This window comes from Candidatus Margulisiibacteriota bacterium (assembly GCA_041650635.1).
In the GTDB taxonomy this organism is placed as follows: domain Bacteria; phylum Margulisbacteria; class WOR-1; order JAKLHX01; family JBAZKV01; genus JBAZKV01.
Genome location: JBAZKV010000023.1, coordinates 1 through 26,072 on the forward strand (window position 1 = coordinate 1; position 26,072 = coordinate 26,072).

The window sequence follows — 26,072 nt, forward strand, 5'->3', positions numbered from 1 at the left end:
AGCTTGGTTGCCGTTACCGAATAGTCCGCTATCTCTGCCGGAACTCCCGTAAGCCCTGCGCCGCTCCCGTAAAACGCTTCAGCTGTTATTTTCCCCGTTGTGCTGATGTTGATGTCCGTTGCCAATCTGTCTCCCGTAATAGCTCCAACTGCTATCGCCTCTGCCGTCACCGCTCCCGACCCAAGTTTCTCCGCACTTACTGCTCCGGCTGCAAGCTTTTCTGATGTCACGGCGCTGGTCGCCAGCTTGGTTGCCGTTACCGAATAGTCCGCTATCTCTGCCGGAACTCCCGTAAGCCCTGCGCCGCTCCCGTAAAACGCTTCAGCTGTTATTTTCCCCGTTGTGCTGATGTTGATATCCGTTGCCAATCTGTCTCCCGTAATAGCTCCAACTGCTATTTTTGCCGCACTAATACCCAGGTCTTTTACCTCCAGCGAACCGCTGACAGAGTTAAGACCGATGGTAAGGTCATCGTATTTTACTTCCAACGTGCCCATCACAGTGATAGGTCCGCCTGTTAGTCCCGGGCCGCTGTCAACAAGAATGACCGTTCCGGTCCCTCCTACAGTGCTCCACTGAGGAACTCCTGCGGACAAACGCAGCACCTTGCCATCGGCATCGGAAGGCAATTTGCTCAGAGTGTTAACATCCGAGGCAAAAAGAAGGTCCCCTTTTGCATACGCATTCTGTCCGGTGCCCCCTTTTGTAGCTGGAAGAAGGAAAGAAGAGGATATTTTGTCAGGTGTTACCGCCTCATCCGAAAGTTTTTCGCTGGTCACCGCCGAAGTTGCTATCTTGGCCTGTGTGATAGAAAAATCGCCTATTGCAGCGGTTATTCCCGTAAGCCCCACACCGCTTCCGTAAAATGCCTCTGCTGTTACCTTGCCCGTTGTGCTGATGCTGATGTCTGCCGCCAGTTTGGCCGCGGTGATCGCCCCGTCCGAAACAGTGTCCGCTTCCGCCGCCTTAAAGGCATTGCCCACGCTCACTATGGGAGAAGAAGGCGACAGCAGTTCATAGTTCGAGGACGAGCCGGGATTTGCCACCTCTATCTTCAGGTATAAGGCAGAACTTGAGAACAGAGAAGGCGGTATAGGTGTGGAGGAGCCAAGAGTTACCGAAAAAGCCCCCTTAACGACCTTAACAGACCTGTGTGTTTCAGGCCCCCAGACTACCGAAGAAGCGACCGAATCCACCGACACTATGGAAAATCTCATGTTGTAGTAACCGGTAAGCGCGTTGCCTGAGGCGTCCGAAAGGGTGCCTTCATAACCCATTTTCTGAGGGACCGCAGAACATAGGGAATAAAAAGGCGCTAGAAGAAATAAAAGGACAAAAAGATGCTTAACAAGGCAAAATAAAATGCCCGCAAACAAAGAATTGATTGTCTTGCGTTTATTCGTTTTATTCCCCGCGAAACGCCTTATATATCTTTTACACAGAATATATTATAGATATTGAGCTAAGTCAAGCGAAAACTGCGGAATATATTGAAAAACAAAGAGATATCTGTCTTAAGCCTGAAGAATAAGCAGGGTGATCACTGGTTCTCTCTCTGTGCCTTTTAGGACAAGTTTTCTTACCTGCTTCTTAATTTCCTGGCGCAGGGCAAAAAGGTCCTTTGACTTCTTTTTTCTAAATAATGCAACGGCTTCTTTTACGCTCTCGCAGGCCTTTTTGGCCAGGTCCCCTGACCTTGAAAACACAAAGCCTTTTGTTTCGATCTTTATCTCGTCCAAAAGCCGAAGGTCCTTTCTCGAAACCGCGATGCCGATCGTTATCGAACCGCTTTCTGACAGTTGCCTTCTTTCCTTCATGATGTCTTCTCCAACATCCCTGAAGCCGCTTTCATCTATCAGAACGCCGCTGGCAGGGACCTTGGCTCCCCTTACAGCCTTGCCTTTGGATATCTCGATAGTGTCCCCATTCTCGTCAATAAAGATGTTCTCATGCCTTATCCCTGTTTCAACAGCCAGTTTGGCATGCATGACCAGATGCCGGAACTCTCCGTGGGTCGGGATAAAATATCTGGGCTTTATGAGATTGAGGACCGTCTTGAGGTCCCCTCGGCTGCCATGTCCCGAAACATGGATGCCGTGCTTTTCTTCGTAAATGACCTCCGCACCCCTTTTAAAAAGCCTGTTTATGTTGTTAAAAACGGACTTTTCGTTGCCCGGTATCGCTATGGCAGAGATTATCACCGTATCGCCTTTTTGTATCTCCACCTGTTTGTGGGACCCGTTGGCCATCCTTGAGAGAGCCGACATCGGCTCGCCCTGGCTTCCGGTGGTAAGTATAACCAGTTTGTTCTGCGGCTGCCTTCCTATCTCATCCAGGCTTATCATCGTGTTGTGAGGTATCTTTAGATAGCCCATCTCTTTGGCTTTTCCTACGACATTTTTCATGGAAAGGCCGGACACGGCAACTTTTCGCCCGTGCTTGTGGGCACAGTCAAAGATCTGCTGTATCCTGTGGATGCTGGAGGCAAAAGAGGCTATTATTATGCGTTTTTTTGCTGCGGCAAAAAACCCGTCCAGGTTCTTTCCTACGGTTTTTTCGGACGGAGTGTACCCTTCGGAATCCGCGTTGGTGGAATCCGACATAAGGACAAGCACGCCTTTGCTTCCCAGCTCTCTCATCCTGTCTAAATTAGCTTTTTCACCGTCGACCGGAGTATGGTCTATCTTAAAATCGCCGGTGTGGAACAGCACTCCCACGGGAGTGGTTACGGCAACGGCAAAGGAATCCGGAATGCTGTGGTTGACCCTGATAAATTCCACCTTAAAGGGCCCCATATTGATCACCGTTCCGGGCTTAACTCCCGTCATTTTGGCTTTGGAGATGCCGTGTTCCTTGAGCCTGTGCTCGATCAGCCCAAGTGCCAGCCGGCTTCCCCAGATAGGTATGTTCATATCACGGAGCAGGTAAGGGATGCCTCCTATATGGTCCTCATGTCCGTGAGTTATCACAAGCCCTCTGATGAACTTGCGGTTCTCGCTCAAAAAGGACATGTCCGGGACTATCACATCTATCCCGGGAAGGTCATCCCCCGGAAATTTCATTCCGCAGTCTATAAGAAGGATATTGCTGCCGTATTTAACGGCGGTCATGTTCTTGCCTATCTCTTCCTGTCCCCCGAGGTGGATTATCTGGAGCTTTTTGTGGGGGTTATTGGACATTGTTATTGGATTATCCCCAGTTCTTTCATCACTTTTTGTATCTGCTCTTTTTCCCTGTCAAGAGGCTCCACCAGAGGCAGGCGCGTTTTGCCGCAGTCGCAGCCTACAAGGGAAAGGGCATATTTTACGGGCGAAGGATTTGAAGTTATAAAAAGCACTTTAAAGACAGGCATTAGCTTTCTGTGCAGCGCTTCGGCCTCTTTTGTTCTTCCTTCGACAAAACTTGAGATCATCTCTTTGATCTGCCCGCAGACGATATGCGAAGCTACGGAGATGACCCCGTAAGCCCCCACGGACATCATCGGAAGGGTCAGGCTGTCGTCCCCGCTCCAGATCAAGAACTTGTCCGAAGTAAGCTGCCTTACAGCTGAGGTCTGGTTAAGGTCCCCTGCCGCATCCTTTAAGCCGATAACATTCTTGAGCTCCGATATCCTGGCGATCGTTTCCGGAAGCATGTTGATGCCGGTCCTGCCCGGAATGTTATACAGGATCAGAGGAAGCCCTGAACTTTGAGCGACCGCTTTGTAATGCTGATACAGGCCTTCCTGCGACGGCTTGTTGTAGTACGGGACCACAAGTAAAGCGGCGTCAAGCCCTAGTTTTTCGGCTTTTTGCGTGGAAGCGATCGTGGTGGCAGTAGAATTGGAGCCTGTTCCCGCTATCACGGAAAGCCTCCCCTTAGCGGCGCTCTTTACAACTTTGTAGAGCTCATACTCCTCTTCGTGGGTCAGCGTGGGAGATTCCCCTGTTGTGCCGTGGACCACCAGCCCGTCACAGCCGTTATCGGCAAAATAAGAGGCCAGTTCCTCGGCCTTTGCATAGTTTATGCTGCCGTCCGGCTTAAAGGGCGTCACCATCGCAGTGATAAGCCTGCCTATTTTTTCCATAACCTCCTTAGCTCCTTTATCCTGTCCCTTAAAGCCGCCGCTTTCTCGAATTCAAGAGCTATTGAGGCGGCTTTCATATCGTCTTCCAACTTTCTTATAATATAAGGTATTTCCTCCTGTTTTACAAGTGTTTGAGACCCCCTAAGCTCTTTAGACGAAGCGTTTTCCAGCTGCTCGCTGATATCCTTGATCTCTTTCACGATGGTTTTTGGAGAGATCCCGTGTTTTTTGTTATAGGCCAGTTGAATTGTCCTCCTCCTGTTGGTCTCGGAAAGCGCCTTTTTCATGGAATCCGTTATCCTTTCGGCATATAGAAAGACCTCGCCGTTGACATTTCTTGCCGCCCTTCCTATGGTCTGGACAAGCGAGGTCTCTCCCCTCAAAAAGCCTTCTTTGTCCGCGTCCAGGATCGCCACCAGAGAAACTTCAGGAAGATCAAGGCCCTCGCGCAGCAGGTTTATGCCGACAAGCACATCAAATTCCCCCAGCCTCAGGCCGCGCAGTATCTCTATCCTGTCAAAAGTATCGATATCCGAGTGCAGGTACCTGACGCGGAACCCTTTTTCGTTGAGGAACTCGGAAAGGTCCTCCGCCATCCTTTTGGTAAGCGTAGTGACAAGTACCCTTTCGTTCTTTTCCGTCCTTTTCCTGATCTCTTTGGCAAGGTCCTTTATCTGCCCCTTTGAGGCCTTTAGCGTTACCTTGGGGTCCACAAGCCCCGTGGGCCTGATTATCTGCTCAACCACTTTGTCGGTATGCTCCATCTCGTATTTCCCCGGGGTGGCCGATACAAAAACGCACTGGTTGGTCCTGGACTCGAATTCTTTAAAATTTAGAGGCCTGTTGTCGGCGGCTGACGGGAGACGGAAGCCGTAGTCTATCAGCATCTTTTTTCTGGCCTGGTCCCCTGCGTACATGCCTCTGATCTGGGGAACGGCCACATGGCTTTCGTCTATGAACATGACAAAGTCCTTTGGAAAATAATCCAGAAGAGTTGCCGGAGGCTCCCCTGCCGCTCTCCCGTCCATATGCCTGCTGTAATTTTCTATCCCGTGGCAGTAGCCCATCTCCCTTATCATCTCTATGTCAAAATTAGTTCTCTGCTCAAGCCTTTGCGCCTCAAGGAGCTTGTTCTTTCCCTTAAAAAACTTAAGCCTTTCCGATAGTTCCGCCTCTATGCTCTGTATGGCCCTCTCCAGCCTGTCGCGAAAGGTCACATAATGCGTGGCGGGAAAGATCCTGACGCTTTCTTTTTTTGAAATGACCTCTCCCGTTAAAGGATCTACTTCTGTTATCCTTGAGACCTTGTCATAGTCGAACTCTACCCTGAAAATGTTCTTCTCGTATATCGGAAGCACCTCAAGCGTGTCCCCCCTTGCCCTGAACTTGCCGCGAGAGAGCGCCGTATCATTTCTATCATATTTGATCTCCACCAGCCTTTTGAGAACGGCATCCCTGCCCGTTTCCTGGCCGCGGCCTATTTCCAGCGAACCCTCAAGGTAATTGGCGGGAGTTCCCAGGCCGTAAATACAGGAAACGGATGCAACTATTATCACATCCCTTCTTTCAAAAAGCGACATCGTTGCCCGGTGCCTCAGCCTGTCTATCTCATCATTAATAGCGGAATCTTTTTCTATATATGTGTCGGAACTTGGGATATATGCTTCGGGCTGGTAGTAGTCGTAATAGCTTACAAAATATTCAACCGCGTTTCCCGGAAAAAAATCTCGGAACTCCTGGCAAAGCTGGGCGGCAAGGGTCTTGTTCGGAGATAATATGAGAGCTGGTTTCTGGGTCTTTTGAATGACGGAAGCCATCGTGAAAGTCTTGCCGGAACCGGTCACCCCCAGCAGTGTTGAAAACCTTTTTTGTTCGCTTACGCGCTCAACCAGTTCTTCAATAGCCCGGGGCTGGTCCCCGGAGGGTTCAAAAGAAGCTTTCAGTTTGAAGTCCACACAAAAATTATAGCATTTCAATCAAAGTATTTCGCCGGAGCGAGCATTCCGACAGCTCCGTTGCTCCAAAACCGGCACCTTGCGAACTCTACGCTCAGATAACGCGCAAGATCATAGATCCCGGTCCCCATGTCAGCAGGAGCATTCCTTAACCTGGAACTCACAAACGAAAACCCAGCCTTTTTCATGAACCGGTGCGAGCCGTGGGACAGGTATTGTCCGTTGTCCGTACCCCAAAAAGAAACGAATGTTTTTAATCCTCCAAGCCTGCTTTCTATGCCTGCGGACTTGAAAAACTTTTCAGTCAGGAAAAAGCCGTATTCTTCTTCCGGAAATACCCTGAAATACATGTCCTCCCCGCTATTCGTTAGAAAATCAAGATCAATGCCGCTCGCAAGCGTTATGCCAAAAACATCGTCTGTCCTTATATAGGGGATCCCAAAGCCAGGAAAGATAATGAAGTCTTTGGCCGGAGTTCTTAAAAACCCCGGACGCGCCTGGAAAAAATATCCCGACGGGGAGAACTCTACCTGCTGCACATAAGCTGTTTCCGGTATGCCGGATCCTTCGAACGGAATATAGATACGGTCAACGGCCTTTTTAAGGTCGTCGGACAGCTCGGGAAGAATAGAGGATGCCCTGGTCTCGTAAACATTTGTGGCCCCGCGAAAAGGGTCATTGGAATATCTGCCCTCCGCATCAAAACATTCAATATGGAGATGTCCCAGATGCGGGTGCCTCATCATAGCCCCCAGATACTGGCAGTCCACCTGCTGCTGTATCAAGGCGTGGGCTTCTCCTGACCATGGCACTCCTCCGTCCTGACAGTGCAGCCTGAAACTCCGGCTGTTAACGCCTTTCTCTATCTTTTCAAGAGCTTTCCCCACTCCGTCTATGGATGTGACATTTCTTTCGGTATGGACCGCGTCGATCGACCAGTGATAATCCGTGGGATGGGACCCTCTGACGATTATCCGGCCGTCGTTCCTCAGCATTGCCTGCAGCTGCGGCAATATGCTGTCAAGCCTTTGTCCGCTGTAAAGCCAGGCGGAACGGGGAACAGGGATAGGGATCCCCCTTTCAAGGATAAGCCGGGTAGTTTCCAGCTTGCTTCCGCCCCTCATTATCAATTCAGTTGTTAACAAATTGCCCATGATCGCCCTTAAATGTATATCTCTAGTTTTAAGCGGATATTTCAAAAGCCCGCAGATTTTGAGGGGCTCCAGCGCCCTGCCGGGGGAGGAACAAAGGCTAACTAGCTCTAGCAGCCATCGGAAATGATTTTGGATATCTTAGTTTTAAGGCCTCTTTTGGCGCCGTTATTGTGTATTTTAATGTCGGTCTCATTTTTGTAGCTGCCAGGTTTTCTCTGAAAAGCCATCCTCCTAAGCATTTCTTTTGACCGCTTTCCCCGCTTGGCAAGCCTTTTAAGCCTGTTCTTTTTTGAGGCCAAGACCAGCCAGATCCGGTCGCAGTATCCTGCCAGGCCCATTTCTTTTAGCACCGCGGCATTGATAGCGATCTTTTTTTTCTGCGTTCTTTCGACAAGCCCGGCTATCTTTTTCCTCATGACAGGGTGCATTATACTGTTAAGAAGCAGAAGGCGCTTTCTATCGGAAAACACGAGCCTGCCCAATTTATTCCTGGAGACCTCCCCTTTGGTCCCAAGCGCTTTTCTTCCGAACGCAGCAATTATCCTCTTTTTTGCCGGCAGTTCTTTTAAAACCTGATGCCCTATCCTATCGGCATCGATCACATAAAAACCGTATCCTTTTAGTATCTTGCACACCTCGTCTTTGCCCGAAGCAATTGGCCCTGTAACCCCGATGACGGTCTTTTTTTTGACATCCATAGAGATAATATACCATACCATTTAGTTCTTTCTGAAGGCTTTTATAGTTATCCTGCTGCCGTCGCTGGTCATTGACACTGACCCGTCCTCATCGGTGCGGTAGACTTTTATCCCCCGCTGCTTAAGCTTTTCAAGGACCTCCGGCCTGGGATGACCGAATTTATTGCCCTTTCCAACACAGATGACAGCGGTTTTAGGTGCCGCCGCTTCAAGGAACTCATCGCTTGTTGAGGTGGCGCTGCCGTGGTGCCCTATCTTTAGCACATCGCTCATAAAATAATAGCCCCGGTCCAGCATCTCTTTTTCCGCTTCAAAGGCGGCATCCCCTGTCAGCATAAAGGAGGTGCCGCCATAGACCAGCCTTATCACTATCGAACTGTTGTTGGCATCAGATTCGGTTCCCTTAAGAAAGCTTTCGGGAGGGCTAAGAACATAGCCTTTGACTGCTCCTATAGAAATAATGTCCCCGGCCTTAACAGTAGCGTACTTAATTTTATTCCTTTTTATAAGTTCAAGAAAGTTTTCATAAGCAGGCGAGTCATAGACAAACCCCGGATCGATCACCTTATCTGTCTTTATCTCTTTTAGCACCGAAACCAGTCCTCCCACATGGTCATCATGAGGATGGGTCAGGACCACAAGGTCCAATTTGTTAATGCCGCGGTTGTGAAGAAAAGGAACCACTATACGGGACCCTATCTTATCTTCCTGTCCGTTAAAGCTGCGCTTGCCGCCCCCGTCTATCAGGACCTTCTGCCCGTCAGGCGCCTCGATAAGTATGCTGTCGCCCTGGCCGACATCGATGAAAGAGACCGATAGTTCATTGCCGCCCAAGACCAGAGCCTGAAAAGAGAGTAAGGCAAAGAGCAGACAGGCACTCAGGACCAAAACATACTTATTATTTATGAAAACATTGCGGAGCTGGCCGTCTTTGGCTTTCTTAAGCAAAAACAAGAAACAGATGTAATAGCCGATCATCCAGCCAAAATGCGGTCTGGCAATGAAATAATTGGACATAGGAAGGGATGCGAACAAAGAGACGGCAAGATCAAGAAGGAACATGATAGCAAAGACCGCTCCGTCAAGAAAATTCCCGAGGTGCGGCAATACCAGCCCCGCAGCGGTTGAGGCAAAGCCCAGGACTGTAAGCAGTTCTGCAGCCGGCACCACCAGCAGGTTCGACAGAAAGGCAACCGGGTTCAATTGCGAAAAATTGTAGGCGGTAATAGGTGAAGTGGCCAGGATCGGGGCACAGGCAACAGAAACTGGCCCGGACAAAAAACCCGGGAGCCTTTGCGCAAGTTTTTCATTTATTATCGGGACGACATAAACAAGGGACCACGTGGCAAGGAAGGAAAGTTGAAACCCTATATCAAATAAATTATTCGGATCTATCATAAGGAGTATGAAAGCGGCCAGGCAAAGCGAGTTAAGGAAGTCCCCTTCCCTGTCAAAGGCCTTGCCCACTATCATCAATTGCCCCATTATGGCCGACCGCGTTATGGAAGCTCCAAACCCCGCCATTGCGGCAAAAGACCAGGTAATGAATGAAGTTATGATAAACGCCGCCGGCATTGGAAGCCGTATTGCGCCAAGGACAAGAAGGCTCACGCCTATAAGGATCGACACCTGCTGGCCCGAGGCTACCAGAATATGCACCACTCCCGCCTTTTGATACCTGCTCTTTACCTCGTCCGGCACGGGAGACCCCTTCATGCCGAAAAGAATTCCTCCGAACAGGGAGGAATAAGGCTCCGGCATCGCGCCTTTGTGGAGAAGCATCACCTTGTTCTTAACGGCAAGGCTAAGGGAGATGAAAAGGTTGCCTTTGTTTTTTGCTATAACCTTCGGATAGCCGTCCTTGTCCGGAAAAACACTGATGGAACCCGCAAAACCTTTCTCCCTTAGATAGGAGTCATAATCCATCTCATAAGGATTACCCGGTTTTCTTGCTTCCATAAGCGAGCCCTTGAGCTCTATCCTGTCACCGTATTCATAACCTTTTCCGCCGGAAAATATCATCACCTTAAAGGACTTGCCCGTCCTGTCCTCTTTAAGGTCAAAGCCCGTATATGTCCCGAAATTCCCGGGTTCGCTGTCCACCGCCCCACAGATCCTAACGGGAACCTCCTTCTGTCCCGTCTCACCTTTGTCAGGAAACAGCGAGGACACAAAAGAGAAGAAGAGTATCGCCAGGACATAAAAAGTGGTGATCGCCACAACAGGACGGGGTGTTAATGACATGTTATTAAAGGCTTATTTCATCTTTTATTTTATCTATCTTCTTTTTGCCGAAACCTTTGATCTTTGAGAGGTCTTCATAGGACCTGAAAGCCCCGTTCTTAATCCGGCACTCGAGGATCTTTTTAGCGGTGGCGGCCCCTACTCCGGGGATCTTTTCCATCTCCGAGGCGCTGGCAGTATTAATATTGATCTTTGTCCCGCAGCCGGCAGAACCTGCAAATCCCATGTTGCGCTCCGGTATATCTATCTTCTGTCCGTCCTTGAGCTGCTGCGATAGATTAAGGGAAGTAACATCGGCGCTCTTGAGAAAACCTCCTGCCTTACCAACAGCATCTATTGTTCTGCTGCCGGCAGATAGCCTGTACACTCCTCTTTTGTTTACAGCTCCGCTTATGTGAACGAGGATGAAGTTTTCTTCTTTTTTCACGGCTGATGGGGTTTTCAACACTTCAACACCTAAAGAGGGCTCTTCAGAAGACGGGGCTGGCCTATGGAAGAGGCGGACTCCCAGGCTGATAGAAAGGATTAGGCACACAAAACCTATAAAGCAGAGCTTGTTCTTTTTAAGAAGTTCCTCGAGCATGGCAGTAAGGCTTACAGCAATTCCGGCGCCTGCCCTGAGCGAGCGACTTGTCCCGAGCTTGTCGAGGGAAGCGAGTCGAAGGGCCAGGCAGTTACCTTATCGAATTATAAACGGCAAGGATGCCCTTGATATAGGCCGCGGTAGCAGGAGTATACTCGCCGCCGGCCCTGACTATCTGGTTATATCCTTCGGCATAGGAGGCAAGCGCAAGCGGAACCTGCTGAGGATTCCCTGCCCACCTATCCAGCATCATGCGTATATAAATAGCCGCACCTTTTACGCCTTCATCAATATCATGAGGGTCCCTTATCCCTATTCCGGCCGCTGTCGAGGGCAGCAGCTGCCCCAGCCCCTGCGCGTTGGAAGATGAAACAGCCATGGGATCAAAACCCGATTCTCGGTCGATGAGCCCCGTCAGCAGTTTTGCGTTCACATTGTATTTCTGAGAATATTCCATGATCGAAGCAATAAGAGTTTCCGCATCATCCCTTGAGAGCTTTTTAGCCCTGCGGATGACATAAAAATTTATGGCCTGTGAATCCCTTTCCTGACCGGCAGCATCAAAATCAGCCCCCGGCAGATCGCCCAGTTCCTGAGAAGAAGAGATCTGCTGCGGCTTTTCGGGAGAATATTTAGCATCTTTGTGGGAAACCGTTGATAGTATGCTTGCAAGAAATATCAGTATTACTGCCGCCGCAGTTACTTCCATTTAAGCCCCCATTGTTTTTGGAAGGGACCCTTTGTAGGCATCAGACAGTTCAGTTATCTTTAGTGAAAGCAGCTTTTTTTCGGGCGTGTTTATCACAAGCTCTTTTCCCTTTACTTTTCCGATTATGGATATAGGGGTCTTGTTTATCATGGCAAGATCATTAATGGCAAAGATTTTTTCGGCAGCCACCGTTATCACTATCCTGGACTGGCACTCATCGAACAAAAGGCTGCCTTCGCTTATTTCGTCGCTTAAAGACACCACTGCTCCTATGCCCCCGGCGATCGATGATTCGGCCAGGCTTACGGCAAGCCCTCCTTCCGAAGTGTCATGGGCGCTTTTGACGATACCGAGCCTGATGGCTTCCAGACAGGTCTTCTGGACCGAGGCCTCAAGTTCCAGGTCTATCTCGGGGCAGACAGCTTTTTCTTCTTTGTTGAGACCGAGAAGGATAATGATATCCCCTTTATCTTTAAAGCCCATGGCGCAGAAGTGTTTTGCTTCTTCTATTACGCCGAGCATGCCTATGACAGGGGTCGGATATATGGCAACACCATTGTTCTCATTATAAAAGCTGACATTGCCTGATACGACCGGAGTGTCAAAGGTCCTGCAGGCATCGGACATCCCTCTGAGGGATTCTTTGAATTGCCACATAATGCCGGGTTTTTCGGGATTGCCAAAATTAAGACAGTCGGTAACTGCGGCAGGTTCTGCCCCGCAGCAGACCACATTTCGCGCTGCCTCGGCCACCGCTATAGCCCCTCCTCTGTATGGATCATCGCAGCAGTATTTGCCGTTGCCGTCGGTGGTAAGGGCCAGCATTTTGCCGCAGCCTTTTATCCTTAGAACAGCGGCATCGGCTTTGCCCGGAGCGGCAACAGTATTTGTCTGCACCATATGGTCATACTGTTCATACACCCACGCCTTGTCAGCTATATTCGGATCCGACAACTTTTCCAATAACAATTCATTATAATTTGTTTTTTCCGGGTAATTGGTAATCGGAAATTGGAAATTGGACATTTTTTCCCAAGGTCGGTCGTATTCCGGCGCTTCGTGCGCCAGCGACCTTGCGGGAACTTCAGCCGCTATCTTGCCAGCCACCCTTACCCTTAACATCTGGTCTGCTGTCACTTTGCCCATTACAACAGCATTAAGCCCCCATTTTTTGAAGATCCCGAAAGCATCGTCCTCAGTGCCTTTTTTCATTATGACGACCATTCTTTCCTGAGATTCGGAAAGCATGATCTCATAAGGGGTCATGTTCTCTTCCCGCTGAGGCACCTTTGCGATATCTATCTCTATCCCAACTTTTCCGCGGGAGGCCATCTCAGAGGTGGAAGAGGTAAGCCCCGCCGCCCCCATATCCTGCATGGCGACAACATTTCCGGTCTTGAGCAGTTCAAGGCAGGCCTCGATAAGCAGTTTTTCCGTGAACGGGTCCCCCACCTGCACATTGGACCTTTTTTCCACCGAATCTTCATCCAGTTCAACGGAGGCAAAGGTCGCTCCGTGTATCCCATCCCGGCCCGTGGACGAGCCTACATATAAGACGGGATTACCCACTCCGGAGGCCACTGCTGTAACAATAATGTTTGGGATCTCTGATCGAACATTTGAAATTGGACATTGGACATTGGACATTTCCGGTATTCTTACAAGTCCAACGCACATGGCATTGACCAGACAGTTGCCGGAGTAACACTCGTCAAAATATATCTCTCCCGCCACCGTGGGAAGCCCGAGGCAGTTCCCGTAGGAAGAGATGCCCGCCACTACCCCGTCCAAGAGGTACCTGTTGTGAGGATCGCTCAGGGGACCGAACCTGAGAGAGTTTAGTGAGGCAATTGGCCTTGCCCCCATCGTAAACACATCCCTTACTATCCCTCCGACCCCGGTGGCCGCCCCCTGAAAGGGCTCGACCGCACTTGGATGGTTGTGCGACTCTATTTTCATCGCCACGGCATAACCATCGCCGATATCGATCACGCCGGCGTTCTCTCCCGGGCCGTGCATTATCCTTTTTCCGGTGGTCGGGAATTGTTTGAGGTAGATCTTTGAACTTTTGTAAGAGCAGTGCTCCGACCAGAGCACGGAATACATCCCCAGTTCCACAATGTTGGGCTCTCTTCCGAGGATGGAAACTATTTTCTTGAATTCTTCGCCACTCAGGCCGTGCTGTTCTATGATTTTTTTGTCCATCACAGAACTATTTTATCATCACAGGCTTGGTTTGTAAAATTTTTGAATTAGGACCCGAACCTGAAGGTTCGGGTCCGGTTCGTTCTCACAAGGAGCCGACATTTTAGTGTCGGGATTGTTTAATGGCTAGTATCGGGATGTGCTTACAGGACTTTTGCGAGGTTGACCCGGCCCATATCGTCTATCTCCACCACTTTGACATCTATTTCATCGCCCACCTTGACCACATCCTCTACCTTGTTGATGCGCTGTTTGGAGAGTTTTGATATGTGAACAAGGCCGTCCTTGCCCGGAGCCAGCTCAACAAAAGCGCCAAAGTTCATTATCTTGACCACCTTGCCGTGATAGGTCCTGCCCACTTCGACATCCATGGCTATCTCTTCTATCCTGCGCTGGGCCTCTTTAGCAGCCTCGGCATCGGAAGAAGTGATGAACACGCTGCCGTCATCTTCGATGTCTATCTGGCACTTGGTATCTTCGATGATCTTTTTGATGTTCTTGCCGCCCGGGCCTATCACAAGGCCGATCTTTTCGGTGTTTATGTGAAGAGTGATGACCCTGGGAGCATATTCCGAGAGTTCCGGCCTCGGCGAAGGGATGGTCTCAAGCATTTTGCCAAGTATATGGGCCCTGCCGGTCTTTGCCTGCGCAAAGGTATCCTTGATTATCTGCATGCTGAGGCCTTTGATCTTGGTGTCGAGCTGTATTGCCGTTATTCCCATAGGAGATCCTGCTATCTTAAAATCCATGTCCCCGAGAAAATCCTCAAGGCCCTGAAGGTCAGAGAGGACCTTGTACTTATCGCCTTCTTTGACAAGCCCCATGGCTATCCCCGAAACGGCAGCCTTTATCTTTACTCCGGCATCCATAAGCGCAAGCGTGCTGCCGCAGGTAGAGGCCATTGAGGAAGAACCGTTTGACCCAAGTATCTCTGATACTATGCGCAGCGTATAGGGAAATTCTTCTTCGGCAGGGATAACGGGAAGAAGGGCTTTTTCCGCCAGGACGCCGTGCCCTATCTCTCTTCTGCCCGGGCCTCTAAGCGGCCTTACCTCGCCCACGCTGTAGGCAGGCATGTTGTAGTGGTGCATGTAGCGCTTTTCGCTTTCTTCCGCGTCCAGCCCGTCTATTATCTGCGCGTCCCCCTTGGAGCCGAGGGTAACTACCGAAAGCGCCTGTGTCCAGCCCCTGGTAAAAACGCCGGAGCCATGGGCCCGGGGAAGAATACCCGTCTGGCAGGAGATGGGCCTTATCTCGTCCATCTTTCTTCCGTCGGGGCGTTTGTTCTCGTTGATTATCATGTGGCGGACCGCTTTTTTCTCTATCTCTTTTATCACAGCCGCCAGATCGCCCTTCTTTTCCTTTATCACGGTCTTCAGATATTCGTCCGGGCCGCCTGCTATCTTTTCCGCGACCTCTCCTTCGATAACTGCAAGACGGTCCTGCTGTTTCTCTTTGTCCTCTATGTGAAGGGCCTCTTCGATGTCTTTTTTAGCCTCTTTGGCAACATATTGGGCGAGTTTTTCGTCCGGCAGGAAGACTTTTATCTTCATCTTTGGCTGGCCGGCCTTCTTCATCAGGTCCTTCTGCAGCTGGATCACATCCTCTATCGTCTTAAGGCCAAAGGAGATGGCTTCAAGAACCACTTCTTCGGGCACCTGGTTTGCCTTGGCCTCTATCATAGAGATCTCGTCCTTTGTCCCGGCAAACACCAGGTCCAGATCGCTTTTATCAAGTTCTTCGTTGGTCGGGTTGATGACGAATTTATCGTCTATTCTACCCACCCTGACTGCGCCTATCGGCCCGTCAAAAGGTATCTCGGATATAGAAAGCGCCGCAGAGGCCCCGATTATGGCCAGGACATCCGGAGGATTGGCATCATCAACCGATAGAGGCGTAACAACTATTTGAACATCGTTCTTGAAACCTTCGGGAAAAAGCGGCCGGATAGGCCTGTCTATAAGTCTGGAGGTGAGGATGGCCTTTTCGGTGGGACGGCCTTCTCTCTTAAAAAACCCGCCGGGGATCTTGCCCACGGCATACATTTTTTCTTCATAATCGACAAGGAGCGGGAAATAGTCTATGCCGTCGCGTATCTTCTGCGAAACTGTGCAGCTGGCAAGCACCATGGTGTCGCCGTAGGATATTATGACCGAGCCCGATGCCTGTCTGGCCAGTCTGCCGGTCTCTAGAGTAAGCTTGCGGCCGGAGATCTCTATCGAGGATTCGAAGATCATTTAAGCCCTAAAGACTTTAGCAGGTCGGCGCAGCCTTTTTTGTCCTTTTTGGAAAGGTAGGTTATCAGTCTTTTTCTTTGTCCCACCATAAGAAGCAGGCCTCTTCTGCCGTGGCGGTCCGCAGGGTGTGTCTTTAGGTGCTCGGCAAGATGGTTTATCCTGCCCGTTAAAAGAGCGATCTGCACATTGGCGGACCCGCAGTCCTTTTCGGATATCTTGTACTTTTCTACAGCTTCGGCCCTTTTTGTTTTGTCCATACTTGTTTATTTTAGCATAAAGAAATATCACTTGCAATTTTGATATCGGCTTTTATCGCGGCCTTTAGCCCCCGTGCGTTCTCAAAATATTCCTCGCCCCTGATCTTCTTTTTTAGCCAGACGGTAAGTTCTTGCCCGTACAGGACGCCCGAAAAGCCTATAAGATGCGCTTCGACGCTTACAAACCCCTGCCCAAAGGTTGGGACATTCCCGATATTTACGGCGGCCTTATAGGTTCTGCCTTTGATACTGCAGCACCCTGCATAGACCCCGTAGGGCGGCAGCAGTTTTACATCATCCACACTTAGATTGGCGGTTGGATATCCCAATTTCTTTCCCATGCCCCTTCCTTTTATCACTTTGCCTGAGACCTGGTATCCGTGGCCCAAAAAACTTAAGGCCCTGTCAAATTTTCCTTCCGACATGAGGCCTCTTATAAAGCTGCTTTTAACGATCACACCTTTGAAAGATCTGTGTCTGATGATCGAGACCGAAAAACCCCGCTTTTTTCCGAGTTTAATAAGGTCGCCCGCGCTGGAAGACCTGCCCCTGCCAAAAGCAAAGTCAAAGCCGGCGAACACTTTTATGATGCGCGCACCCTTAAAATATCTGGAAACAAAGCTTTCTGCGGAAAGCTTTCCCGTGGAGCTTGTAAACCCTATGACCCAGAGTGCATCCGCTCCCAGCCGTCCTATCAGTTCTTTTCTTTCCTCAATCGTTGTAAGCAGTTTAAGGTCCTTGCCTTTGTACAGGACCGTCCTGGGATGAGGGTCCAGCGTCATCACAACGCAGGCAGCGGCGTTCTTTTTGGCAAAGCCAACCGCCTCGCCTATCACCTTTTTGTGGCCGAGATGCACCCCGTCAAAATTGCCGAGAGCAAGCACGATCTTTCTGTTCTTAAGCGCGGCAAGGCTGCGGATGGTCTTCATCGCAAAAACAGGCTCCGGACAAAGAGCGTGGCATTGGCTATATATGTAGAAGCCGGCCAGAACAGCAGCTGCGAAAGGATAAGTGTCCCCATTATCCTTCCCATTACTATATAGAACACGACCGTGCGGACATCATTTTCTTTTCTTTTGCCTCTTATGACCATATCTGTTATGTGCGCCGCAGTCGGATCTACCATAAGAGCAAGCAGCACCGTGGCGATCCCATTCACTATCCCGGAAAGCTGGCTGGCCGTGGTCCTAAATTCCGGGACCATGGCTCCGGCGTACAGAGAGGCCAGAACTCCGATCGCGTATAGCGAGACCATGAACAGGTTGAGCCAGAGGAACATTGTTGGTATACCCTTGAGAGATAGGTTCCTGAACGAGCCGGCATCCGGCAGCCTGAAGCGGCCCATTATCTTTTTCATGTTCCTGGGCTTTGCGCCCTCCGCAAACAGCCTTGGAATGGACCCCACGCGCTCAAATACATAGATGCCTTCTTCAAAGATGCCGACAAAGAAAGGGATAAGGAAAGCCGCAGCAAGATTCCCGATAAAAGCGCAGAAGATCACTATCCTGAAGGCCCCCGCCAAAGCATCGGGATTGTTGGTCATTATGGCGTAATCCACCATGCCTCCAAGAAGAGGTGCCTGCAGCATGTTGGACATTCTTGATATCAGAAAAGTCGTATTCACAAATGAAAGCGAGGTGGCCAGCTGCTTGGTGCGCACACCGGCAAGCCGCATCGAAGAAGCCAGCGTTTCCGTAAAATGTATGATCCCTGTCAAAACGCAGACGATAAGTAGAGCGTTCATTTGACCCCCGCCACTTTGCAGCGCGACTGCCTGATCGAATCTATCTCTTTGCAGTATAATTCTATAACATCCAGGGCAAGCTTTTTGGGCTCTATCCCAAGGTCTTTAAGCCCGATCGTTTTCACCGGGGTGTTCTTTGACGAGATGTTAAGCCCGATGTGTATCAATGTCGACACCGGCGAGGCCGTGGCAACGGCCACGGAGAGCTTTTTGTTGCCGATGTACAGACCATTGTCTCTGCGGCATAGTGGGGCCGGCAATGGCGAATGATCATTCACCCTTACACGGCTGATATGCTCCCCTATTATCGACACCATCAGCCTCTTCCTTAGCACCGCCTTTTCCAGGTCCCCGTCAAAATGCTCTATGATAAAATGCAGCATCCTGTCGCTCCTGATGAACTCTTTTTTAAGTTTGTCCGAAAGGTCCACCATATGCTCTTTGACCCTGCAGGCGCCTATAAAACCGATGATCGCATCGCCTTCCAGCCCAAAGGTCTCGCAGATATAGTGGCTGCGCAGCTGTTCTCCTGTATAATCAATGGTCTTGTCTATAAATTTAGACCTCATCCTGCAACCTTCCCTTTATCAGATCAAAATTCCCCGTGTCCTTAAAGGCTTTTATTGTACGCGAGCAGCTTTCGCAGCTTCCGCACATTTTTTTTGCGCCTCTGTAGCAGGAATAGAGGAGCTCAAAAGGCACGCCGAGCTTGAGTCCGGTATTGACTATTCCGCTCTTATTATAGCTCTGAACATAGCTTGTGAGCTTGGGCTTTGTAAGAGTTGAGAGGCGCAGCAGCTGATTGCAGGAAGAAACGAACTGCAGCGAATTGTCCGAAAAGGTCTGGGCCTCTTCGCTGTTAAAGCCGGCAACGATCAGCTCCGCTCCCAGGGCTTCCGCAAAAGAGGCGGCAATAGAAACAAAGACCGCGTTGCGGTTGGGGACCCACACCGCCTTTGCGCTTGCTTGGGTTATCTCAAGTCTTCCCTCAAGGTCATGCTCGCTCACTGTGGGGACCTCTTCCCTGGGGCTGACAAGAGAGGTCTTTGTTATCTGCTTAAGCCAGTCAAGAACTATCACTTTGTGGGGGACTAAGTAATGCTTTGAGATCTTTGCGGCGGCCTTGCTCTCTTCTGAGGCTGCCTTTTGCCCGTAATCAAATGTAAGAGCAAGGACCGGCTCGCTTTCCTTTTTGGCAAGAGCAAGGGAGACCAGGCTGTCTAACCCCCCGGATAAAATGGCAACGCTCTTCATTTAGACCTTGATTATCCTGTCCCTTTCGGCTCCGATAGAAACGAGGGACACAGGGACTTTGCAGAGCTGAGAGATCTTTTCAATATACAGGCGGGCGTTCTTTGGGAGAGATCTATACTCCGTTATCTTTGTAGTATCGGTCTGCCAGCCCGGCAGTTCTTCATAAACCGGGGTGCACTGTGCTAGTTTGTCAAGATCAGCCGGGAACTCGGAAATGACCGACCCCTTGTATTCATACCCGACGCAGATCTTTATCTTGGGAAGCACGTCCAGAACATCCAGTTTGGTAACAGCAAGCTTTGTAAGCCCGTTCACCATTGCGGAATACTTTAGCACAACGCAGTCAAACCAGCCGCATCTCCTGGGCCTTCCCGTGGTGGCCCCGTATTCGGCTCCTTTTTCCCTCAGCGTATCTCCAATGCCGCCCTCTATCTCGGTCGGGAAAGGTCCGCTCCCCACTCTGGTAAGATAGGCCTTTACAACACCTATCACATCGTCTATCAAGGTCGGGCCGATACCGGCCCCGATGCAGGCCCCTCCCGAGACAGGATTGGAAGAAGTAACAAAAGGATAGGTGCCATGGTCAACATCCAGCATGGTGCCCTGGGCGCCTTCAAGAAGGACCCTCTTTTTTGACACAACCGCTTCCGCTATCAGGGCTGCCGAGTTTTCCGCGACAAATTTCTTCATCAGGCGGCCGTAGCCCAGATAGTCCCCCATCAGCTGCTCAAGCTCGAACTTTTCTTCGCATCCGTAGAATTCCTTGAGCAGGAATGATTTTTCTTTTATGTTCCAATCAAGTTTTTCTTTAAGAAGTTTTTCGTTGTAAAGGTCCCCTACTCTTATGCCTCTCCTGTTAAACTTATCAACATAACAGGGCCCGATCCCTCTGGAAGTCGTACCTATCCTTCCTGCTTCCCTTTTCCCTTCCTGTGCCTTGTCGATAGAGCGGTGGTAGGGAAATATCACATGGGCCTGGGAGCTTATTTTAAGGTTTGACGGCTCTATCCCCTGGGCCCTTAAAGTCTCCATTTCGTCAAGCAAAACTGCCGGATCAACCACAACGCCGTTGCCGATGACGCAGGTCACCCCGGGATAAAAAATGCCGGACGGGATCAGGTGGAGTTTAAAGGTGTTTTGCCCTATGACGACAGTGTGCCCGGCGTTATTGCCGCCCTGGTAGCGCACCACCATGTCCATTTCGCGGGACAAAAGATCGGTTATTTTGCCTTTGCCCTCGTCTCCCCATTGCGAACCCACAATTACTGATACAGGCATGATGCTCCTTTTTTTGCGGCACCGTTAATAATTTTATCACAAAGGGCGCAGGAAAACCCGTTTACGGCTTCAGCCTCTTCCATAAGAAGCCGCCGGCCCCGAGCAGGCCAAGGAGCGAGATCCCGATGACAGCGGCAAAGGAATTTGCGTTCGGCCTTTCATTATCCGGCACGGAAGACATGCTCCTCAAAATTACGACCTTGCTTTTGCCCAGCATATTTCCGGTAGCTTTCTCGACCACGCGCAGCAAATAGATGTCGTTGGGCAGTCTTCTTCCGCCAAAGTCGCTGCCATCCCACTCCACCTCGTTGTATCCCGCCTTGCCCCCCATCAAGCCTGACACATAATCAGCTTTCCATACGATCTTTCCAGCCGTATCGAACAGATATAGGATTATATCCGTATCCGAATTAAGGGTATAAGAGATCCTTGCCGTAGCTTTTGCCGGGTCTAACGGATTAGGATAGGTCAAAACCGGGCCGGAAACTCCTTTGTCCTCCCTTACCTTGAGAGAGGTCCTCTCTTCCATAAGGATGCTGCCGGCTTCATCATAGACCTCAAATTTCAAGCTGTGCTCCCCAACGTCCAAGGCCGTTTTTGGAGCATAATAGAACACTATATCGCTTCCGCTTCCGCTTATCCTGTCATATCCCCCCGGACTTTGGGTCCCGTCGCTTACCTGGATATTGTCTATCCACAGCCTGAAAGTATTTTCGCTTATTGTGGAACTGCTTAAAGCCCTTATCTCCAGCTCGGGCTTATTGCGTATGATATCTTCGTTAAGCAGCTTGATCCCGTCCGCCTTTATATAATTAAAACTGGAATATCCGCTTGTTCCTGCTTCTCCCAGTTCGGCCCACGCCGATTCAAGTCCCGAAGCATTCTTTGCCTTGGCCCTGTAAGAATAGGCTGTTGAAGCGTCCAGAGCTGTTTCTTTCCATTCCAATAAAGCTGTCCATCCGGAGTTCGTACCTTTAGAAGTGTTCTCGCAGTAGTACTCGGTCCCGTCCGGATTACCGTTGGCTCCCCAGTTGGCCTGTACCACAGTGGTCGTAACGGCGGAAAATGCCTTTGCCTCGGGAGAATTTATCGTACTCTCCGCCAGAGTCCGGCTTGACGCCTCTTGCGTGGCGCTTAAAACCGCATTCCCGTTGCGCGTCGTTATCCTGAAGTTATAGTAAGTGCTTGGCTCAAGCCCGGAACTTGTCCAGGTGTTGCTCCGTACCCAGCCGCTGCTGGCCCCCTTGGTCACATTCTCGAACAGGATCCCGGAGTCCCCCGATGACAGGTTGGCGGGCTCATTGCTGGCATGCGCCGTTATCGAACTTGATGTTACCGCCTCCCAGCTTATCCCGCTGGCCGCTTCTATCGAGGTATATCGGGAATAAGTTTCCGAAGTGGAGGCCCCAAAAGAGTTATAGGCCTGCACTTTCCTGGTATACCGGGTATTGGATGATAAACCGGTCTCGGAAGCGGACGCTTCTCCTGAAGACGCAAGCGCCTTGATATTGTCTAACTCATCCAGTATCCTAAAGCCGGTTTCGTTGGTCGAACTTCTTGTCCAGGTGTAATTAAGCGAGGCTGTTGATGACGATACAGCCCTGAATTCTGAAGGAGCTTCCGGCGTGGGAGACGGCGGAAGAGTGGTCTGCGAAGCTTCCGCGGTTGCCGTAAGCAGCGCCTCGCCGTTACGCGTTACTGCTCTATATATGTACTGCGTCTGCGGGCTCAATCCTGCTTCAACCCAGGTATTGGTCCTTATCCAGCCGCTGCTGGTACCCTTGGTCACATTCTCGAACAGGATCCCCGAATCCCCTGAATACAGGTTGCTGGGCTCATTGCTGGCATGCACTGTTATTGAACTCGATGTTATTGCCTCCCAGCTTATCCCGCTGGCCGCCTCTATCGAGGTATATCGGGAATAAGTTTCCGAAGTGGAGGCCCCAAAAGAGTTATAGGCCTGTACTTTTCTTGTATAACTGGTATTGGCCGACATCCCGGATTCTGAAGTAGTGACCTCGGAAGAAGCCACAAGCACCTTGATATTGTCCGACCCGTCCAGGATCCTGAAGCCGGCTTCGTTGGTCGAATTCCTTGTCCAGGTATAGGCCAGGGAACTGGCGGATACCGGAGCTGCTTCAAAACTGCTCGGCGCCTCGGGAGTCGGCATTCTCTCGGTCGTCTTGCTCCCGACCTCTTCCGTTGACCTGATCACTCCGTCACCGTTGCGGGTGGAGATCCTGAACGAGTAAGCCGTGCCCGGAACAAGCCCCGAACTGGCCCAGGTATTCGCCTTTATCCATCCGCTGTCAGTCCCCGCCGTCACATTTTCGAACAGGATGCCGGAAGAACCCGCCGACAGATCGGACGGCTCATTGCTTGAATGGATGGTTATAGAATTTTCCCCTATGCCCTCCCAGGTAGCCCCGGCACAGGCCTCGATGGAAGTATAGACTGACACGGTTTCCGAAGTTGCGGCGCCGTCGTCATTATATGCCTCGACTTTTCTGGTGTATTGCGTATTAACGAGCAGTCCAGTTTCGGAGGTTGCCGTTTGTGCCGGCAGGACCAGCAGTTTTTCGGCATTCAACTCATCAAGGATCCTAAAGCCGCTCTCGTTGGTAGAACTCCTTGTCCAGGTATAGCCCAGGGCCGTTTGCGACTGGCTGACCGCGGCAAAATCGGCCGGGGCAATAGGCGGGTCCCCAAACCATCTTGTATTGTTGCCGCTGTCAACGGAGTTTTCCGGATTTATCGGGGTTGCGCTCGTATTATACGAATCCTTTACATTTACATACGAAATGTCCCTGATCCCGGAAGGATTCAGCTTCCATTGAGTATCCGGCAGGGAGCTTCTCAAATACAGAACTCCTCCTGCGCCGCCTTTGAGGATGGCCGTTCCCTCTACTGTCTGGACCGCTCCCGCCTCAAAAGAAAGGGCTTTGCCTTCAGAGGTACAGGTAAGGTTATAGAACAGAGTTGAGCCCTCAACGCGGGCGGGCAGGGCTCCTGCCAATACTACGGTCAATTTACCTTCCGCTTCAAAAGTGCCTCCGCTGCGGATAAAATCCCCGTACACCGCCATGTTCTGCGGCCCTGACGCAAAAGAAGCGGTCCCGTCAGTTTGAGCAAAGGTCCCATTGACCGTATAATCCGTTAGGGCTACTCCCGTAAAAGAGCCCGAGCCGGAGATCAGAAGATCATAGTAAGAGGTGCCTCCTGCCCCGGCCTGCAGGGTATAGCTGCCTCCTCCGGCGTATTCCACAGTTCCCGAAGAAGTATAATTGACAAAACTCCCGCCAAGAGTTTCGCTCCCGTTCACCTTGAGCGTACCTCTGTTGACAAAAGAGCCGGCAAGAGAAAGGTCATTGCTGTTCATGAAAAGCACTCCGTTGTTTATCAAAAGATCCGCACCCACCGTCATGGAACCCGGAGCGTTGAACTGCGACAAAGCGCTTGAGGGATTTATCTCAAGGTTCCAATAAGCCGCGCCATAGCTCATCCCCGTCCCTGTTCCTGCATATTCCACCGTTCCGGAATCGGTATCTTTTGTAAACGAAAGCGTTTCGCTGCCGGAAACCCTCAGTTTTCCTGTGTTTGAAAAAACTCCCGGAGCAGTCAAATTGTATCCTGCGGTATCCAAGGTCCCGGCATCGATATAAAGGTCGGCGGGAGCCCCCATCCCGCTTCCCGTAATTGCTATTCCCGTAGTCTGTGTCACGGTGGCGCCGGGCTTTTGGACACTGATAGAGCCTCTGATCGTTCCGGCGCTCTGGGAAAGCACCGCATCGGCAGAACCAAGCAGTGTCACGGAGAGAATACTTGCTGCATTGGCATCCGACAGGATAAGGTCCCTAAATACTTTTGCGGCAATGGTGCTGCCTCCCCATTCGCTCCCTCCAAAATACACATAGCCGGTCTGAGCAGTTGAGGGAAATTCCAGGGTCCCGCTGACCGTGATCACCGGGCTTCCGCTTCCGACAACGCTGTAATCGCTTGAACCCGTGTTCTTGATCTTTACATCCGCCTCGGCCGTAAAACTGTTGTTCAGCGTTACCGTTGAAGAGCCGCTTCCGTCAAACATGACATTATAGAATAAGGCCGCTGCGGTCGTTATGGAATATGAACTATCGCCTGCATAGAACCTGACTGTTCCGTTGTTGTGAGTGAATACTCCTCCTGTCCGGTTAAAGGTGTTGGCTACCGTTAGGATGCCCGAAGGCGCCTCAAAAGTCCCGCCGCTCTGGGTAAAAGTCCCGTCTCCTCCCATCATGCCCGCAGAAAGGGTCAGATTCCCTTCTCCTCCTTCAAAAATTCCGTCCGATTGAGAAAAGTTCCCGGCAGTAAGTGTTTTATTACCTATGTCATAAGTTCCTGCGCTTAGCGTAAAAGAACCTGCGGCCATTTCTCCCGAAAGCGAAGCATCGCTCTCTTGTCTGACCATAGCCCCGGGCTTGTTTATTATCCAGTCCCCGCTCATAGTTCCGGAAGACTGAGTAATGCTGACATTTGACCCTCCCACAAGATCAATATCCGAAGAGCAGGAAGCATTGCTGTCGGACATTATAAGGTCCCTGTATAGCGCCACTTTGAGCCCTGATCCAAATGTCACCTGCCCTGTCTGCACTGTCGAAGGAAATTCCAAAGTACCGTTCACCGTAATAACAGGGCTGCCGCTGCCAACAACGCTGTAATTGTCCGAACCCGTGTTCTTGACCTTTACATCTGCCTCGGCTGTGAAATTGTTGTTCAGTGTCACCGTTGAAGAGCCGCTTCCGTCAAACAGGACATTATGAAATAAGGCCGCTCCGGTCGTTATTGAATATGAACTGCCTCCTGCGTAGAATGTGACCGTGCCGCTGTTGTGGTTAAATGTCCCGCCCGTCCTGTTGAATGTGTTTGAGATGGTAAGCGTACCCGAAGGAGCCTCAAATGTCCCCCCGCTTTGGACAAAACCTCCGCTCAGGGTCAGGCCACCGTTAATACAGTCAAAATACCCTCCCGTCTGCGTATAATCACCGGCGCTCAAAGAATAACTCCCGCATTCATAGCTGCCCGCTGCAAGAGTAAAACTGGAGGTCTCGTCCCCGGGTCCGCTGCCGGATACAGTAATATTGCTGCCCTGCACGACTCTGTGATCCGGTTTGTTCACCGTTATATCCCCTGCAATGGTACCCGCGCTCTGCAAAATCGTTGCGTCAGTACTTCCTTCAAAGCTAACATTGGCGCTGCACGCCGCGTTCCCATCCTCTATCCTTAAGTCCCTGTAAAGTATTACGCTGAATGTCCCCCCCGTCATTTCGCTCCCGCCAAAATATACCTGCTTTGTCTGCGCGGTAGAAGGAAATTCCAGCGTGCCGTTCACCGTCATCACCGGGCTTCCCGTTGCCGTCACATTGTAGTTCTTACCCGTATAGGTGTTCTTTACCTCAACATCCGCCTCCACCGTAAAACTGTCCTTGAGAACTATGTTGTTGGCTTCAAAGCCGCCCATGTCGGAGTACAGGTCAAACCCCAGGTTATAAAATGCCGTCCCGCCGGCAGTTACATCGTATGTCTCCCGGTTTGCCATGAACTTTACTGTCCCGCTGTTGTGGTTAAATGTCCCGCCCGTCCTGTTGAATGTGTTTGAGATGGTAAGCGTACCCGAAGGAGCCTCAAATGTCCCCCCGCTTTGGACAAAACCTC

Annotated in this window: 18 protein-coding genes; all 18 read right to left on the reverse strand. The window is 50.7% G+C overall.

Annotated features, from left to right (window positions below):
• A partial coding sequence (locus WC490_06700) for a hypothetical protein (GenBank protein ID MFA5098294.1) occupies positions 1–1,277 on the reverse strand: 1,277 nt, incomplete at its 3' end.
• A 237-nt stretch (positions 1,278–1,514) separates the two neighbouring features.
• A complete protein-coding gene (locus WC490_06705) occupies positions 1,515–3,179 on the reverse strand; it encodes a ribonuclease J (GenBank protein MFA5098295.1) in 1,665 nt (554 codons plus the stop codon).
• Between the two features lie 2 nt (positions 3,180–3,181).
• Entirely contained in the window at positions 3,182–4,066 is an 885-nt protein-coding gene (dapA, locus tag WC490_06710) for a 4-hydroxy-tetrahydrodipicolinate synthase (protein MFA5098296.1), read from the reverse strand.
• The gene (uvrB, locus tag WC490_06715; GenBank protein MFA5098297.1) at positions 4,054–6,021 is read right to left on the reverse strand and encodes an excinuclease ABC subunit UvrB; all 1,968 of its coding nucleotides are present in this window, start codon (positions 6,019–6,021) and stop codon (positions 4,054–4,056) included. Before uvrB ends, dapA begins: the two co-directional genes overlap by 13 nt.
• A gap of 17 nt (positions 6,022–6,038) precedes the next feature.
• Complete coding sequence (locus WC490_06720) at positions 6,039–7,175, reverse strand: hypothetical protein (protein ID MFA5098298.1); 1,137 nt, start codon at positions 7,173–7,175, stop codon at positions 6,039–6,041.
• A gap of 107 nt (positions 7,176–7,282) precedes the next feature.
• A complete protein-coding gene (gene coaE / locus WC490_06725) occupies positions 7,283–7,873 on the reverse strand; it encodes a dephospho-CoA kinase (GenBank protein MFA5098299.1) in 591 nt (196 codons plus the stop codon).
• Positions 7,874–7,894: 21 nt separating this feature from the next.
• The gene (locus WC490_06730) at positions 7,895–10,117 is read right to left on the reverse strand and encodes a DNA internalization-related competence protein ComEC/Rec2 (protein ID MFA5098300.1); all 2,223 of its coding nucleotides are present in this window, start codon (positions 10,115–10,117) and stop codon (positions 7,895–7,897) included.
• Positions 10,118–10,121: 4 nt separating this feature from the next.
• A complete protein-coding gene (locus WC490_06735) occupies positions 10,122–10,700 on the reverse strand; it encodes a ComEA family DNA-binding protein (protein MFA5098301.1) in 579 nt (192 codons plus the stop codon).
• A 91-nt stretch (positions 10,701–10,791) separates the two neighbouring features.
• Positions 10,792–11,409, reverse strand: a complete 618-nt coding sequence (locus WC490_06740) for a lytic transglycosylase domain-containing protein (GenBank protein MFA5098302.1) — start codon at positions 11,407–11,409, stop codon at positions 10,792–10,794.
• A complete protein-coding gene (gene purL / locus WC490_06745) occupies positions 11,410–13,614 on the reverse strand; it encodes a phosphoribosylformylglycinamidine synthase subunit PurL (protein ID MFA5098303.1) in 2,205 nt (734 codons plus the stop codon). It lies immediately after the preceding gene.
• A gap of 143 nt (positions 13,615–13,757) precedes the next feature.
• Complete coding sequence (locus WC490_06750) at positions 13,758–15,851, reverse strand: polyribonucleotide nucleotidyltransferase (GenBank protein MFA5098304.1); 2,094 nt, start codon at positions 15,849–15,851, stop codon at positions 13,758–13,760.
• Positions 15,848–16,108 (reverse strand): 30S ribosomal protein S15, encoded by a 261-nt coding sequence (gene rpsO / locus WC490_06755; protein MFA5098305.1) that lies wholly within the window; start codon positions 16,106–16,108, stop codon positions 15,848–15,850. Before rpsO ends, WC490_06750 begins: the two co-directional genes overlap by 4 nt.
• A gap of 11 nt (positions 16,109–16,119) precedes the next feature.
• Entirely contained in the window at positions 16,120–17,037 is a 918-nt protein-coding gene (locus WC490_06760; protein ID MFA5098306.1) for a bifunctional riboflavin kinase/FAD synthetase, read from the reverse strand.
• Positions 17,034–17,852 (reverse strand): lipid II flippase Amj family protein, encoded by an 819-nt coding sequence (locus WC490_06765; protein ID MFA5098307.1) that lies wholly within the window; start codon positions 17,850–17,852, stop codon positions 17,034–17,036. Before WC490_06765 ends, WC490_06760 begins: the two co-directional genes overlap by 4 nt.
• Entirely contained in the window at positions 17,849–18,421 is a 573-nt protein-coding gene (locus WC490_06770; GenBank protein ID MFA5098308.1) for a DUF366 family protein, read from the reverse strand. Before WC490_06770 ends, WC490_06765 begins: the two co-directional genes overlap by 4 nt.
• Entirely contained in the window at positions 18,411–19,106 is a 696-nt protein-coding gene (queC, locus tag WC490_06775) for a 7-cyano-7-deazaguanine synthase QueC (GenBank protein ID MFA5098309.1), read from the reverse strand. Before queC ends, WC490_06770 begins: the two co-directional genes overlap by 11 nt.
• Positions 19,107–20,384 carry an adenylosuccinate synthase gene (locus WC490_06780; protein ID MFA5098310.1) on the reverse strand — a complete coding sequence of 426 codons (1,278 nt, stop codon included), beginning with the start codon at positions 20,382–20,384 and terminating at the stop codon, positions 19,107–19,109.
• 61 nt (positions 20,385–20,445) lie between these two features.
• Entirely contained in the window at positions 20,446–25,956 is a 5,511-nt protein-coding gene (locus WC490_06785) for a hypothetical protein (protein ID MFA5098311.1), read from the reverse strand.
• Between the last annotated feature and the right edge of the window lie 116 nt (positions 25,957–26,072).